The sequence below is a fragment of the Pedobacter africanus genome (assembly GCF_040548825.1).
GTDB lineage: Bacteria > Bacteroidota > Bacteroidia > Sphingobacteriales > Sphingobacteriaceae > Pedobacter > Pedobacter africanus_A.
In genome coordinates, this window is record NZ_JBEPSL010000004.1 from 348,217 (window position 1) to 364,147 (window position 15,931).

Here is a 15,931-nt window from a genome sequence, read left to right on the forward strand (position 1 = left end):
TTCTCGACCAATCCAGATCGTTTTCGACGAACGCCTACTTAAATCTTCTGCCAACAACGTCCCAGTCTACCACATTCCACCAGCTGGCGATATAATCTGCGCGTTTATTCTGATATTTTAAGTAGTAAGCATGCTCCCATACATCCAATCCCAGCAATGGCGTGCCTTTCACTTCCGCATTGTCAAACAATGGGTTATCCTGGTTGGCAGTAGAGCTGATCTTTAAGGTACCCTTGTCATTTACCAGCCATGCCCATCCCGAACCGAAGCGAGCAGCAGCCGCAGCAGAGAATTGTTCTTTAAACTTATCAAAAGAGCCAAAGGTTTGCTCAATTGCAGTTTTTAGCTTACCCTGCGGTCCGCCCGAAGTTCCTGGCTTCAAGGTCTCAAAAAAGAAATTATGGTTCCATGCACCACCGCCATTGTTGCGGGCTTTGGCCGAAAGCTTCGAAGCATTGTTAAAAAACTCCTTTTCTGTAGCGTAAGGTATATTTTCAGCAGCTATAGCATCGTTTACATTTTTGATGTATGCAGTATGGTGTTTGGTATAATGAATTTCCATAGTCAGCGCATCTATATTGGGCTCAAATGCATTGTAAGGAAATTTTAAGGGCAGCTGGGTAAACTTTAAAGCGGCAGCGCCTGTGTTTTCTGTACCGGCAATAGCCGCCAGCGGCGAAGCCATAGCTACAGCCAATGATGCGGTCAACGTATTTTTAATAAAATCTCTGCGGGTGTTTGTTTCCATGATCAGGATTATTTTACGGGATTAAAAGAATAATGATGCAATACTAAACCATTGCGCTATTATAACTAACGATATACGTAAATTGTTGCTGTGTGTGACTATATTTTTACAAAAATTTTATCTTTGACCTCTATATGAAGAAACGCATTGCCATATTTGCATCAGGATCAGGATCAAACGCTCAGAAATTAATGGAGCATTTTAAAAGAAGTACCGAAGCAGAGATTGCTTTGGTATTGACGAATAATCCTGATGCGTATGTTTTACAACGTGCAGACAATTTTGAAATTCCTTCTCACATTTTTGACAAAAAGGAGTTTTACCATAGTGACAGCATTATTGACATGCTAAAGAACCTGGAAATTGATCTGATTGTACTGGCAGGCTTCTTATGGCTCATCCCTAAAAAACTCATCGCCGAATATCCGGGCCGTATCATTAACATCCACCCAGCCATCTTACCTAAATTTGGTGGCAAAGGCATGTATGGCGACCATGTACATCTGGCCGTTATGGAAGCGAAAGAGCCCGAAGGCGGCATCACTATTCACTATGTAAATGAAAACTACGATGAGGGTGAATACATTTACCAGGCCAGGTACCGCATTGATAAATCGGACAACCTGGAGATGATCAAATTTAAAGGCCAGCAACTGGAACACCTGCATTATCCGCGTATTGTGGAAAGCATCATTAAGAAAATTAAAAAATAACCTATTTCGGCATACTGTTGATCCAGTCCCGGATCAGCTGAATACCTTCTTTATGGGGCAGGGTCCTGGCCAGTTCGGGCATAGCCGTTCCGGGCTCGGTGCTGTTCATCCGATAGGCCAGTATAGAATGTGCCGCATTGCCCGGAACGATGTCGTAATCCAGGCCGCCGGCACCGCCACCGGCAGAAACCGGCACTTTTCTTATCCCCAGATGATTCGGATTGTTTTGTTCATATTCCAGGAACAAACCGGTATTGTAGGCATCCCCTCCGCGGGTATGGCAATGCGCACAGTTTACATCCAGATAAGCCCTGGCACGCTGTTCCAGGCTAAAGTGCCTCGCATCCGCCCAGTTCGGCAATTGTGCTACCCCAATATCCGGCAAACCTTTTAGTACACCTTTTGCAGCCCAGGCGCGAAGCTGGTTCAGCTCCTGCCCTGCAAGCCTGATGTTCAGGTTTCTGATCTTAGGCCCGATAGGGATCAGCTCATCATCTTTGATATGACAGCGTTTGCAGTCGTTGGTATTGGGTACCTGGTAGTTGGTGAACAGCTTATTGCCTTCATTATCCAGCAGGGTGAGCGGGATTTTGGCTCCCGTAATGTGCCTTATTGCATCTGTCTGCTCATTGTTCCAGAGGTAATTCATTACTTTCCAGCTTTTACTGCCCGGGTCTTTAACCAGGAGCCGGGTCTCGATCATGATCTTTTCATGTTTTACATTGGTGTAGGCGAAATTTTTGATGATGATGGTTGAATCAGGAAAATCGGGCAGTCCGTCATCCTTATAACGCATCACCGCTCCTTTAGGCAATACGATAAAGCGATCTTTAAGGGCATAGTCTGTAAACAGCGGGGTACTGATGTCATAAGGCAGAAGCCCCTCTGCCGGTTGAAGTAATTTAAGCGGCCCCTTAAAAAAACCATAGTCGGAAAGCTGCGCTTTAAATTCAAAGGCATTGTGCTTAGCTGCAGTTTTGCTTTTATTTTTGCAGCAGCCGCCACTGATTAACGACAGCGAAACGCTGAAAAGAAAGATAAATCCTAAAATGAAAGTATTGCGCATCAGAAAAATTTTATTTGCATGTAAAAGGGGCCATATTGGTGTTGGGTTTCCAGTTTTCAGGTTTGCTGATGTGGAGAAAATCGGCATTTACGAAAACATTTTCTCCAGCCTGCCGGATACAGATATTATCGGGATTGGCAGCATTACCCCTGGTCAGCACATTGCTGGAAATACCATCGTACATGATCAAAGGGATTCTTTTATTTTTCCTTGACGGATCAGCCGCGTTCAACTGTTGCTCAACCGCTACCAGTATTTTCCCAATGCGGTGTTCATAAGCTGCCCGAGGAAAAGCTGCTCCCATTTCGATCTTGTTGTCGTGAATATTGATATTTTTTGAAATGGGTGAATAATTGGCATTTATTTTTTCAGCAGCCTTGTCATCCACTGCAAAACCAGATGCAATGGTAATGGACGAGGAATTGTTGTTGATGATCCGGTTGTTATAAAGTTCTATATCAGACGCCGCCAGGATGATGATCCCGCTTCCCGGTGAGGCATTGCCCACTCCCCATGAGGTACCAAAGCTGCCGGCTTTGGCAAAATTCCTGAAATTATTGTCGTGGATGTAATTGTTATAAGCCTTTACATGGCCTCCTTTTTTAGAGAGGTCGGGCAGGTCGAACACCAGGAAGCCTGCGGTATTGTTGTAAAACTCGTTGTCATACACCTCTGCATGGGAAGTATTTTCAATTTCGCAGCCCGCAACATTTTTGGCTGCCCGGCATTTCCTTACAACGGCACTATCTGTTTGACCTACGTAAATACCTGCATCCGAAGAGCCTTCCGTATAACAGTTTTCAATCAGCACATTTTTACACATTACCGGGTAAATGGCATAGCCCCCGCTGGTCGAATCGGCTTTGCTCCATACCGCATGCAGGTTGGTAATGGTAATATCCCGGCTTTTGTTGATCTTGAGCAAGTCGCCCTTTGAATCACGTATCGTCATTCCATCAATGGCAAAACCTTTGACATCCGTTACCCTGATCCCTTCACCACCCTGACTCTGGGCCTTAAAATCAAGAATGGTTTTATCGTGCCCCTCACCCCTGATGAGGATGTGCTTTACCTGTGCAATGCTCAGGTTATCGAATTTGTAGGTACCCTGTTTCAAAATGAGCTCTGTGCTGTCCTTTATGCTGAGGAAAGCTTCTGCAATCTTCTGCTCGTCACCAGGTTTAAAGGTCAGAATTGTGGTGTATTTCCCTTGCCGGGTCGTTTGGTTTCCGCCGCAGGAGAACAGCAGTATGCCTGCGCTGAACAGGGCAGCGGCTAAATGTAATGGTTTCATATTTATAGAATGTTATAGGCGTAGGTTACGTAGTAAACAGCCCCGATATTAGGGTTGGCCACACCAGTTGAATAGTATTTATTGGTAATATTTGTAGCACCCAGTCTGATTCCCGAACGTGCTTTGACCAGCTTATAGCTAACCTGCGCGTCGATAACTGCAGAGCTTGGCACATGCCCCTCTGCCAGTCCGCCCGATACCACATAAAAGTACCCCGGTTTATAGCGCAGGGTGGTCCCGAACGACCAGACCTGTTTTTTTCCAAAGCCGCTGTTCCCGAATTCCATATTGATGTGGTAATTTGGAGTATTGAAGTTGTTGATCTGGCTGTTGTTCTTGTTTTTAATGTGGTCTGAAAAGTAATTTACCTTTGCCAGGAAGTTATGGGACAGGTCTACGCTCACACTGGCCGCATAACCGTAGGTGTTCACCGTTTGCCCGCCATTAAAAGCAATATTGTATTGTACATAGGTACTGTGGTCTTTAAAAGCAGTCACATCATTGGTGCCGGGGGTATTGGCTACGTTGGCATAGCCAATAAAGTTTTTCCAGGTAGAGAAATAGCCCAGGACATCAAACATCACCCGCTTTCCTATCAGCGCAGCATAGCCCAGTTCAAAGGCATTTACAGATTGTGGTTTGATGTCGTTGTATTCAAATCTTTTGAGTTGGTTCGCATCGCCCGACTGCTGGTAGGCCGAAACACTTTCCAGGGTGTATGGCGGATACTTGTTAAACTGATAGTTATCGTTCAGCAGCAAGGAAGAACCGCCCGAAGAATAACTGTTGTAGCCATTAAGTGTGTTTTGCAGGGCCTGGATATTGGATGGAAAACTATAGGCATTCTGATAGGAAAAACGGATAAAATTTTCTTTAACCGGCTCGTATACAGCCGAGGCCCTTGAGGTTACTTTTGGAGAAGAAAACAAGGTGTTTTTATCGTAGCGGAACGAAGTGCTCAGACTTAACCTGTCGGCGGCCAGTTTTTTGGCCAGTTGCACATAGGCACTGTATTCCTTTACATTGATCGGCTTGTCTTTATCGGGAAACAAAGTGTTCTTGCTGTTGAGGCTGTAAAGGCGCCAGTTTACCCCGGCAATGATGTTTACAAATTTTATATGTTCCGCAAAATTATACTGTGCCTCTGCATTGTACAATTTACTCCGGTCCAGAAACAGCGTTCCTCCTTCAGAAATGGGCGTATTGGAAATCTTTTCTTTGAGTGTATTAAACTGAGCGCTGCCCAGCTCTGCCCTTCCTTTATCGGCAAAGGCCCTGGCCGCCAAATGTGCGTCGCCAATACTTGCCCCTCCGGCCAGTGCTTCCAGCAATGCACCTGTATACTCAGGGTACCAGCCGCCTGTTGCACCGTCGTAACTGGTTTTCCAGCCTTCATTGATGTACTGAGACGTCGGCCCGGCAATTATGGTCCTTCCCGAGTTTTCGGAAGTGGTGTAGGCCCTTACAAACCAGTTATTACTTTTCAGTTCGGCCCGGTACTGTCCCACTTTAAAATTTTTAAGCTGGTACCTGGTATCGTTGGTATATACAATATTGCCCGTACCGTAGGTACCCGAAACAATAGCTTCCAGTTTTGGATTGATCTTATACCTGAATTCTGCATTTACTTTCAGCAATTTCGCTTTATTGTCCAGGTAACCATATTCAGGATAGCCTGTCCGGCTTACATAATTGGGTTTGGCCAGCAGGGGTTCTATCAACGGAGCAAGTGAAGGATCACCGGCAAGTGCGCCTTGCAAAAAAGGGTTGATATCGGCATTCGTAGCGCCTCCGTAAAAATTCACCCCGTTATAGTTGGGGTCTGTAAACCGGGTTCCCGGACCGTTTTTGTTGGTACTGTCGGTTGCCACCCAGTCGCTGGCTTGAGTGTATTGCCCGTTTACTTTAAATGCCATTTTTTCATTGATCTTGGTGGCATAACGAATGGCCCAATCGTAATAGGGCGAGGCCCCCACCGGATCGTAGGTATTCCCGTTTTTCACATGGTTGACACCCTGAGTTACCAGCACACTTAAACCCTGGTACTTAAAAGGGTCTTTTCCGGTCATGACCATGGTTCCGTTTAAGCCTCTGGATCCGTATAAAGCTGAAGAAGCCCCCGAGAGCACCTCTATGTTATCCACATCCAGCTGGGTTAAACTGATGGCAGAACCCAGGGGAAAGTTGAGCCCCGGCGCCTGGTTGTCCATTCCATCTACAATTTGTGTGAAATTTGTGTTACCACTGGTATTAAAGCCCCGGGTAGAAATACTCGTAAACCCTATACTGGACACCGTTACATCGACCCCCTTTAGGCCCTGGATCATGTCCATATAGTTTAACTGGGGCGAATTACTGATATCCTTGCTGCTGATCTGCTCGATGGTTACCGGCGAAGACAGCTTTTTCTGTACCACCCTGCTGGCAGAAACCACAACCTCCTGTCCGAGTATGGCCCCTGGTACAAGTGTAAAATCTATAGGGCCCGTACCGCTGTTCACCTCAATTTCCCTGGTTTCAAAACCCATGGAAGAAACAATCAGTACTATCGGAAGTTTCTTTTTGACGCTGAGCTGAAACCTTCCGCGGTCGTCAGAATACGTTCCTTCAGTCGAGTTTTTCACTTTGATGGATACTGCAGACAGCCCCTCCTGTGTGGCGCTGTTCCTGATTGTTCCCCTGATCACCTGGGCGTTCAGTCCTGCAGATATCATCAGGAAAGGGATCAACAAAAATAGTTTGGTTACCTTCATTGCGCTAGAGTTTGGTTTGTAATTGGTTAATGCAATATAGATTACAGAACCCTTGCGGTACAATGACTGAACTGTGTTTGGGACGAAGCAGGCCTATAATGGGGTGAATGAACGGGCCTCGAAATGTTTTTGATGGGAAGCAGACACCGGTATCCTTAGGTCCGGCAGGGCATCAAACTGAATGACATACCCCCGGCTTGTTTTTCTGGCCGAAGAAACCGCCGTCATGTTAACAGTGTACGACCGGTGCACCCTGATGAGTCCCGCATAACTACAGCAGGATTCAATTCTTTTAAGTGTGGTCCGGATCAGCTCTTTTTTTAACTCCCCTCCCAGCAGGTAATGGACATCTACATAATTGTCTTCTGATTTGAAAAACAGGACATGACTGGGTTGCAGGGTTAAAATAAGTTTCCCGTTTTCATCGCTGATCAGCAGCTGATCTGATACCGGCTTATGCGTGGTTGCGGTAAGCGACAGCTGGCGTGCCAGCTTGTATTGCTGTGCCCCAAATAAAATAAGCAGGGCTATTGCATACGGAGGGATGGCAATGAGAATGGTATAATTAAAGGTATCCAGGTAATTGCGTACAGAAAGTTCGGGATGGTGGTTTAAGATCCAATCGCAAGCCAGTACCCCGAATGTCAGGATCATAATTTCGGCAATAAAGAAAAAGAAATAGCGTGCATAGGTAAGGTATTGCAGACGCAGCCATTTGCGCAATCCAAACTGGGTGAACAGCAGTGTAAGTGTTCCGGCCAGGGAAAAGATGCTGAAGATCTTTAAAAGGTCGAGCTTCCCTACATCATACCATTTGTTGATGTTAAAAGGCACGAAAGTATACATAAAAAGCAGGCTGATCAGGGTAACCAGGCCAATAAATATGATCTTGTTAGTGCGGCTGTTGAGTAAGGAAAAATGGCTTTCCAATATCACCTTAAAAAGGGGGCTGGTCTTAAAAGTTGTAATTCCTGGCATAAGAGTTAGTTAGATTCAATAAATCAATTTACTAATTTTTAAATTCTCTTAAAAATTTATCCCATAAAAATCCTAATTTTGCGGCTCAAATTTTTTCTCCGATGAGTCAATCTATAAAGATCAAAAACGCCTTAATTTCAGTTTATTATAAAGATGGTTTGGAACCCCTGGTACGCTTACTTGCCCAGCAAGGTGTGCAGTTATTCTCTACAGGAGGTACCGAGCAATTTATTAAAGACCTGAATTTACCTGTTACAGCTGTTGAAGACCTTACCGGTTATCCTTCTATTTTAGGAGGAAGGGTAAAAACCCTGCACCCTAAAGTTTTTGGCGGTATTTTAAACCGCAGGGCTTTGGCATCCGACCAGGAACAAATTGCCCAGTATGAGATTCCGGAGATCGACCTGGTTATTGTTGATCTGTATCCTTTCGAGGAAACCGTTAAAGCTGGTGGCACCGAGCAGGAAATCATCGAAAAGATTGACATAGGCGGCATTTCCCTGATCAGGGCTGCAGCCAAGAACTTCAACGACGTGGTCATCCTGGCGTCTAAAGATGATTATTCAACTTTGCAGCAGCAACTGGAGGCCCAGAATGGGGAAACCACACTGGCACAGCGTAAAGCTTTTGCCAAAAAGGCATTCCACACCTCGTCGCATTACGATACTGCAATTTTCAATTATTTCAATACCGAAGAACCGTTGAATGTATTTAAACACAGCATCAGCGATTCACAGACATTAAGGTATGGCGAGAACCCGCATCAACAGGGTGTATTTTATGGCAACCTGGATGAAATGTTTACCAAACTTAATGGCAAAGAACTTTCTTATAACAACCTGGTCGACGTAGATGCTGCGGTAGCGTTAATAGACGAGTTTGAAGAGCCTACTTTTGCCATTTTAAAACATACCAATGCCTGTGGTGTAGCCTCTAAACCAAGCATCCTTGATGCCTGGAATGTGGCATTGGCCTGCGACCCGGTTTCGGCCTTTGGCGGAGTGCTGATTGCCAACCGGGAGATAGACCTGGCTACTGCGACCGAGATCAACAAGCTGTTTTTTGAAGTACTGATTGCCCCTGCTTACCAGCCTGAGGCTGTTGAGCTTTTCCGCGGCAAAAAGAACAGGGTAATTTTACAACGCAATGAGGTAGCGCTCAACAAAAAACAATTTAAAACCTTATTGAACGGGGTAATTGAGCAGGACAAAGACCTGGTTATTGAAGGCCCTGAGCAAATGACACCGGTAACTGAAAAAACACCTACAGCACAGGAACTAAAAGACCTGCATTTTGCCAATAAAATTGTAAAACATACCAAATCAAATACCATTGTATTTGTTAAGAACGACCAGCTGCTGTCGAGCGGTGTAGGTCAGACCTCCAGGGTGGATGCCTTAAAACAAGCCATCGTTAAAGCTGATGCTTTTGGTTTCGACCTTAAAGGATCTGTAATGGCCTCAGATGCTTTCTTCCCTTTCCCTGACTGCGTAGAAATTGCAGCCGAAGCGGGCATTACTGCCGTTTTACAACCAGGCGGTTCTATCAAAGACGCAGATTCTATAAACATGGCCAATGAAAAAGGAATTGCAATGGTGACCACAGGGGTAAGACATTTTAAACACTAATTTATTTGTCTGCGAATACAATAAAAAGCTGTAGTTTTACATTATATAGTACACAGAATTTTTAATATTTAACTATCACCTATAAATGGGTTTATTTAATTGGTTTACACAAGAAGTTGCTATCGACTTAGGTACAGCAAACACCTTGATTATACATAACGACAAAGTAGTAGTTGATGAACCTTCAATCGTTGCTTTTGACAGGCAGACAAATAAAATTATCGCAATTGGCAGGCAAGCCATGCAGATGGAAGGTAAAACCCATGACAATATTCGTACCGTAAGACCGCTTAAAGATGGTGTAATTGCAGACTTTAATGCCGCTGAAGCCATGATCAAAGGAATGATCCGTATGCTGAACGGTGGTAAAGGCTGGATGTTCCCATCCCTAAGAATGGTGATCTGCATCCCTTCAGGGATTACCGAGGTTGAAAAACGTGCGGTAAGGGATTCGGCTGAGATTGCCGGTGCCAAAGAAGTATACCTGATCCATGAACCTATGGCTGCTGCAGTGGGTATCGGTATTGATGTGGAAGAACCAATGGGCAACATGATCATTGATATAGGTGGCGGTACTACCGAAATCGCGGTAATTGCTTTATCGGGTATCGTGTGCGATCAATCCATTCGCGTTGCCGGTGACAATTTTGATTCGGACATCGTAAACTACATCCGCCGTCAGCACAACATCATGATTGGCGACCGTACCGCTGAAAAAATTAAAATAGAGGTAGGTGCGGCTTTACCTGAACTTCAGGACCCACCATCAGACTTCGCCGTTCAGGGTAGAGACCTCATGACCGGTGTTCCCAAACAGATCACAGTTTCCTACACAGAAATTGCGCACTGCCTGGATAAATCTATTTCTAAAATTGAAGAGGCTATACTTAAGGCCCTGGAGATCACTCCGCCAGAACTTTCTGCAGATATCTACCAGACCGGGATTTATTTGACCGGTGGCGGGGCTTTGCTTCGTGGCCTGGATAAACGTGTGGCAGCAAAAACCAAACTTCCGGTTCACGTGGCCGAAGATCCGCTTCGTGCAGTGGTACGCGGAACAGGTATCGCCTTAAAGAACATTGGTGGCTATAAATTTTTAATGCAATAAAGTTTGGGTTAAAAACCAAACTTTATTCCCTAAAGTAAATCGAAATGCGTAACCTTTGGATTTTCATAAACAGATATAACGCATTTTTTCTTTTTATTATCTTTTTCGCTATTGGTGTTACCCTTACGGTAAAGAACAATCCCTACCAGCGCAGCATCATGGTCAACTCCACCAATGAGGTTGTTGGCGAAGTGTACCAAAACCTGAATGTTTTAAAGAAGTACATCAACCTTGGCAATGTAAACGACAGCCTGGCCCAGGAAAATGCTAAACTAAAGACAGAACTACTGACGCTAAAAAGTATAGACAGTGCTAAAAAAACAACCATTACAGATACTGCAGGTAGGCCTCAATACACCTATCTTTCGGCAAGGGTAATTAAAAATTCCATTACACTGCGCAACAACGTTATTACCATCAACAAAGGAAGCGCGGACGGGATTGCTCCCGGGATGCCGGTAATATCGCCCGGAAAAGGGGTAGTGGGTCATGTACTGGATGTTTCTGAACACCTGGCCACCATCCGGTCCCTGTTACACAAAGATGCTAAAATCAGCGTGGTGGTTAAAAACACCAAAGCCATCGGTACACTGGTGTGGGGCGTTGCCAATGCCGATTACAGAAAGGCTTATGTTAAAGACGTACCCAACCATTTTAAAGTAAACCTCAAAGACAGCATTGTAACTTCAGGATTTGGGTCTTTCCCTCCGGGGATTCCTGTTGGAACCGTCACTAATACCGGGGTAGCCACAGGGGATAATTTTATGTCGCTCGAAATTAAACTTTTCAATGATTTCAGTACCTTACAGTATGTGTACGTAATTTTTGATAAATATGCCGTTGAACAGAAAGAATTAGAAGGAAAATTGCCCAATGAATAGCAGATTAGTATTGGTAAATATAATCAGGTGGTTTGTACTTGTGTTGATCCAGATCCTTTTGCTGAGGAACCTGAGTTTTTACAATATCGCGACTCCATTTGTATACATCCTGTTTCTCCTGCTCCTCCCTTTTGGCATGCCGAACCTGTTGCTCTACCTTGTGGCTTTCATTACGGGCTTAACACTTGATGCGTTTTACGATACCCTGGGTGTGCACACGGCGGCCTGCGTTATGCTGGCCTTTGTAAGGATACTGTTCATTTCCGTAACGGTAAACCGCGATGGTTTCGACGAGCCGGAACCTACTTTAGGAAACATGGGCTTTAAATGGTTTATCCTATACGCCTTTTTATGTACATTCTCCCATCACCTGGTACTGTTCTTCCTGGAAACATTCCGTTTGACAGAATTTTCTTATACCCTGCTCAGGTGCTTCTTTAGCGGCATATTTACCTTGTTTACTGTTGTATTGATAGAATTTATATTCTATAATAGAAAAATGCGCTAATGGATAATCTCTTTGGTCGGAAATATGTAATACAGGGTTTATTTATCGCAGTTGCGCTGATACTGATAGGCACCCTTTTTTATATACAGGTGGCCAGTGATAAATATTTCATTTCGGCGGAGAGTAATGTGCTGCGCAAGATCTATACGTTTCCGGCAAGGGGTGTCATTTTTGATCGCAATGAAAAGCCTCTGGCCCAGAATGAAGCAGTATATGACCTGATGGTCATCCCCAACCAGGTCAAAAACATCGACACTTTAGCGCTTTGCCAGCTCATAGGTATAGATACCCCTACCTTTAAAAAGAATTTTAAAAAGGTTTCCAACCAGTCCAGGTATCAGCCCGGCATTTTCGAAAAGCAGCTCTCTATTCAAACTTATGCTGCGCTTTCAGAGCAACTTTCCCGTTTTCCCGGTTTCTTTGTACAAAGCCGTACCATTCGTCATTACCCGGACAGTGTAGCTGCACACTTCCTGGGCTATATCAAGGAGGTATCTCCAAAAGACATCCAAAACTCTGAAGGGTATTACCGCCCGGGCGACTATATCGGTAAATCCGGTGTGGAAAAATCTTATGAAACTTTGCTAAGAGGTGAAAGAGGTGTGGTAAATATGATGTACGACGTCCATAACGTGCCCAAAGGCAGTTATGCCGAGGGCCGGTTTGATACCACTGCGGTTTCGGGCGACCGGCTGATCTCCTCTTTAGATCTTAAACTGCAAAAGCTCGGCGAGCAGCTCATGCAAAACAAAGTAGGGAGTATTGTAGCCATAGAGCCCGCTAGCGGAGAAATACTAGCCTTTGTAAGCAGCCCGGGATATGATCCAAACTTAATGGTGGGCCGCAGTCAGGGCAACAACTATATGGCCCTGCTCAGCAACCCCAACCGTGCATTTAACATCCGGCCTATACAAGGTTACTACTCACCGGGTTCCTCCTTTAAGCCCCTGGATGCCTTGCTAGGCTTGCAGGAAGGGGTAATTGACCCGAACACAACTTTTAATTGTCCGGGTTATTTCAAAGTAGGGAGCCATACCGTAAAATGTGAACACGTTGATGGAAATATTGCCCTGCGCAGGGGGCTGGCCAGATCGTGTAACACTTATGCCTGCTACGTTTTCCAGCAGCTGATTACCCAGCGCAAGTATGCCAACCAGAAAGTGGCTTACGATGAATGGCAAAAGAAGGTCAGAAAATTTGGCCTGGGCGATAAACTGGGCATAGACCTGCCTTCAGAAAAAGCCGGAAGGCTTTATGATGCTGCTTATTATTCAAAAAAATACAGTAAATACTGGAACTTCGGAACAGTAATTTCCCTGGCTATCGGACAGGGCGAAATGGATGCTACTCCACTGCAGATGGCCAATATAATGGCTATTATTGCCAACAGGGGCTATTACATTAAACCCCACCTGGTAAAAGCCATCGGTAAAAACAGGGTGATCAAAAAAGAATATGTCAAAAAAAACTATGTAGATGTAGAGGCACGGCATTTTGAACCGGTAATTGATGGAATGCAGGATGCTGTGAATACGCCCTGGGGAACAGCCATAAAATCCAGAATTGAGGGGATACTGATGTGCGGAAAAACGGGAACAGTACAAAACCCACGCGGTAAAGACCACTCTGTTTTTATAGGTTTTGCACCGAGGGACAACCCTAAGATTGCTATCGCTGTAATTGTAGAGAATGCAGGTTATGGCAGTGCCTATGCGGCACCTGTTGCCAGCTACATCACCGAATTATATCTAAAAGGTACACTATCAAAAGACAAAATTGCCCAGGTGGAATGGATGAAGAAACAGGTGGTATTACCTGAACCGCCAAAACCAAAGGTAAAACCTAAGCCAAAAGATACCGATTCAGCTGTAAAGGTACTTCCGCCAATACCTTCCACAGGAATCAAACCTGAAGATAAAACGATCAATAAACCCATTCCTACTACCAAATGAGCAATCAGCAAAGCAACAGGTTTTTCTTCAATGTAGACTGGATCACTATCCTTGTGTATGTAGCATTATGTACAGTTGGTTTTGTGAATATTTATTCTACAACTTTTAAACCCGAAGAATCCGTGGCTTTTAGTTTTGCTGCCAACTATGGCAAACAGCTGATCTTTGTAATTACGGGATTGATATTAGGCCTGTCCATTTTATTGCTTGACGGGAAGTTTTTTAGTGTCTTCTCGCCCATCATCTATGGTGTTACCATGCTGCTTTTGCTGGCAGTACTTGTAGTTGGCCGTAATGTAGGTGGTAACCAGGCCTGGATACCGCTCGGATCTTTTCGTTTACAACCTTCCGAACTGGCCAAGTTTGGAACCGCATTGCTCCTGGCCAGATACATCAGCTCTTACAGCCCGAAACTCAACACTTTGAAGCCTGTAATGATGGCAGCTGTGATTGTTGGCTTGCCAATGGCACTGATTATGCTTCAGCCAGATGCAGGCTCCATGCTGGTGTTTCTATCTTTTATGTTTCCCCTTTACAGAGAGGGCTTACCGGGATATCTGCTGGTTATTTTCTGGGGAATGGCATTTCTGTTTATCCTCAACCTTTTTGTACCACCATGGATCCTGATTTCTGCTATCCTGGCAATGGGTGGTTTATTTATTTATTTCAACAAAAAAAAACAGCAAAGAATGATCACGATAGGGGTCATTACCATAGCTGCAATAGGTTACCTGTTCATTGCCAAAGCCATATTTGAAAACGTACTGACCACACGGCAGCGCACACGTATAGAAGTAAGCCTCGGCTTAAAGACCGACCCTAAAGGCGCAGGGTATAATGTGAATCAATCCAAAATAGCCATCGGTTCAGGCCAGCTTACCGGACGCGGTTTTATGGAGGGTACACAAACAAGATACGACTATGTACCAGAGCAGAGCACTGACTTTATTTTTTCGACCGTTGGAGAAGAATGGGGCTTTGTTGGTTGTTTTACCGTAATCGCATTGTACATTTTTATGCTGCTGCGTATCATTAATCTGGCCGAACGGCAGCGCTCTACCTTTTCAAGGGTTTACGGTTATTGCGTTGCCTGTATCATCTTTTTCCACGTATTCATCAACATCGGCATGACCATCGGGATTATACCGGTTATAGGCATTCCTTTGCCCTTCATCAGCTACGGGGGCTCTTCACTCTGGAGCTTTACCGTATTGTTATTTATCTTCCTGAAACTGGACTCGAACAGGATGGGCTTTATTTAGCCGGCCGGAAAACGTTGGTTCAGCAACTCATAAAACTGGTCAACAGTACCCTGTTTGGCGGCCCAGTTGTTTTTTACCGCATAATTGTGCTGTAAAAATGTATCGGCAGTTTTAAAATCAGGCATCTTGTTGAGCAGCTCAATCGCTTCTGCATAAGCCAGGTTATAACCATTAAAAAGATCTTTGATGAACAGTAATTTCTGGTTAAGGTTGATGGCCTGTTTCAGGTCTGTAATCACGGCCCTATTGCTTTCTTCGTTCAGGCTCCCAGCCAGGTTGTTTTTACCTGCCAGCAAGTCGTTTAAGGTTGGCCTTACTGCACTGGGTTCTGGTTCAGCCGCCACTACCCTGGCTTCTACTTTATCTGGTACCGGTTCTGGGATATAAACCTGAACGATCTGCTCTTCAACAATATCGGGTACAAGTTCTGGCTCAGGCTCAGGAATGGCTTCCGGCGCAGGTTCCGCTGCAAGGACTAACGCTGACTCCTCCTCTTCAGGAACTACTTCTGTAATTTGTTCAGGCTGGCTGTCCCTTAGTTTTTGTTTCTGGGCAATGATCTCTTCTTCTTCAGCGCTTAAAGGCCGGTCAAAAATAGCCTCTACCGGTTGCTCTTCAAATTCAAATTTATCCATTACAGGAGTTTCATTCAACAGGAATTCCAGTTTTGAAGGTTCAGATTCCAGCTTAAACAGTTCATCCTGAAAAGCAGGTTCTGCAGCAGCTGGTTCTGCTATCCGGGTAGCAGGTTCTTCATGAACTACTGTTATTTCGGCCCCGGCCGGGTCCTCTGCAATGTGTTCTGCTATGGCGCGCTGTGGCCTGTTGCTATTTATTTTCTTTACAATCTGAACATGATCTGATAAAAAGTTTGCATTCGCCAGGAAAAGTTCCAGTTCCAGCTCATTGAGCTGACCTGGGTTTTGCGCCAAAAAATCGTACTGATCCTGAAGTTCATTTAGTATCTGACCTACTTTTTTAAAAATATCCTCTTGGTTCATCATAGCTTAATAACGGGAGATTTGATGTTTTATGTTGGT

General features: G+C 44.7%; 13 protein-coding genes. 7 read left to right on the top strand and 6 right to left on the bottom strand.

Annotation, left to right across the window (positions count from 1 at the left end; all coding sequences use genetic code 11):
• Positions 1-34: 34 nt before the first annotated feature.
• Complete coding sequence (locus ABIE26_RS21120) at positions 35-748, bottom strand: superoxide dismutase (protein ID WP_310145508.1); 714 nt, start codon at positions 746-748, stop codon at positions 35-37.
• Between the two features lie 134 nt (positions 749-882).
• Here ABIE26_RS21120 and ABIE26_RS21125 point away from each other — a divergent pair, with 134 nt between their 5' ends.
• The gene (locus tag ABIE26_RS21125) at positions 883-1,461 is read left to right on the top strand and encodes a phosphoribosylglycinamide formyltransferase (protein WP_310145509.1); all 579 of its coding nucleotides are present in this window, start codon (positions 883-885) and stop codon (positions 1,459-1,461) included.
• Position 1,462: 1 nt separating this feature from the next.
• Here ABIE26_RS21125 and ABIE26_RS21130 read toward each other — a convergent pair whose 3' ends face one another.
• The 4 genes from ABIE26_RS21130 to ABIE26_RS21145 form a co-directional block, all read right to left on the bottom strand.
• The gene (locus ABIE26_RS21130) at positions 1,463-2,527 is read right to left on the bottom strand and encodes an SO2930 family diheme c-type cytochrome (RefSeq protein ID WP_310145510.1); all 1,065 of its coding nucleotides are present in this window, start codon (positions 2,525-2,527) and stop codon (positions 1,463-1,465) included.
• Between the two features lie 10 nt (positions 2,528-2,537).
• Positions 2,538-3,821 carry a parallel beta-helix domain-containing protein gene (locus ABIE26_RS21135; RefSeq protein WP_310145511.1) on the bottom strand — a complete coding sequence of 428 codons (1,284 nt, stop codon included), beginning with the start codon at positions 3,819-3,821 and terminating at the stop codon, positions 2,538-2,540.
• Between the two features lie 2 nt (positions 3,822-3,823).
• Positions 3,824-6,574, bottom strand: a complete 2,751-nt coding sequence (locus ABIE26_RS21140; RefSeq protein WP_310145512.1) for a TonB-dependent receptor — start codon at positions 6,572-6,574, stop codon at positions 3,824-3,826.
• Positions 6,575-6,667: 93 nt separating this feature from the next.
• The gene (locus ABIE26_RS21145; protein ID WP_310145513.1) at positions 6,668-7,552 is read right to left on the bottom strand and encodes a LytTR family DNA-binding domain-containing protein; all 885 of its coding nucleotides are present in this window, start codon (positions 7,550-7,552) and stop codon (positions 6,668-6,670) included.
• A 101-nt stretch (positions 7,553-7,653) separates the two neighbouring features.
• On the opposite strand from ABIE26_RS21145, the gene purH reads away from it, so the two are divergent.
• The 6 genes from purH to rodA all read left to right on the top strand — a co-directional run bounded on the left by purH (position 7,654) and on the right by rodA (position 14,891).
• Entirely contained in the window at positions 7,654-9,180 is a 1,527-nt protein-coding gene (gene purH, locus ABIE26_RS21150; RefSeq protein WP_310145514.1) for a bifunctional phosphoribosylaminoimidazolecarboxamide formyltransferase/IMP cyclohydrolase, read from the top strand.
• Positions 9,181-9,265: 85 nt separating this feature from the next.
• Positions 9,266-10,288, top strand: coding sequence for a rod shape-determining protein (locus ABIE26_RS21155; protein WP_084241394.1), 1,023 nt, complete (start codon positions 9,266-9,268; stop codon positions 10,286-10,288).
• A 44-nt stretch (positions 10,289-10,332) separates the two neighbouring features.
• Entirely contained in the window at positions 10,333-11,169 is an 837-nt protein-coding gene (gene mreC, locus ABIE26_RS21160; protein WP_310145515.1) for a rod shape-determining protein MreC, read from the top strand.
• Positions 11,162-11,677: a rod shape-determining protein MreD gene (locus ABIE26_RS21165; RefSeq protein WP_310145516.1), complete on the top strand. Its 516-nt coding sequence runs from the start codon at positions 11,162-11,164 to the stop codon at positions 11,675-11,677. Before mreC ends, ABIE26_RS21165 begins: the two co-directional genes overlap by 8 nt.
• Complete coding sequence (gene mrdA, locus ABIE26_RS21170) at positions 11,677-13,629, top strand: penicillin-binding protein 2 (protein WP_310145518.1); 1,953 nt, start codon at positions 11,677-11,679, stop codon at positions 13,627-13,629. The genes ABIE26_RS21165 and mrdA overlap by 1 nt, the downstream gene beginning before the upstream one ends.
• Positions 13,626-14,891 carry a rod shape-determining protein RodA gene (gene rodA / locus ABIE26_RS21175; RefSeq protein ID WP_310145520.1) on the top strand — a complete coding sequence of 422 codons (1,266 nt, stop codon included), beginning with the start codon at positions 13,626-13,628 and terminating at the stop codon, positions 14,889-14,891. The genes mrdA and rodA overlap by 4 nt, the downstream gene beginning before the upstream one ends.
• Here rodA and ABIE26_RS21180 read toward each other — a convergent pair.
• Positions 14,888-15,895, bottom strand: a complete 1,008-nt coding sequence (locus ABIE26_RS21180; RefSeq protein ID WP_310145522.1) for a hypothetical protein — start codon at positions 15,893-15,895, stop codon at positions 14,888-14,890. The two genes, rodA and ABIE26_RS21180, sit on opposite strands and share 4 nt — an antisense overlap.
• Positions 15,896-15,931: the final 36 nt, after the last annotated feature.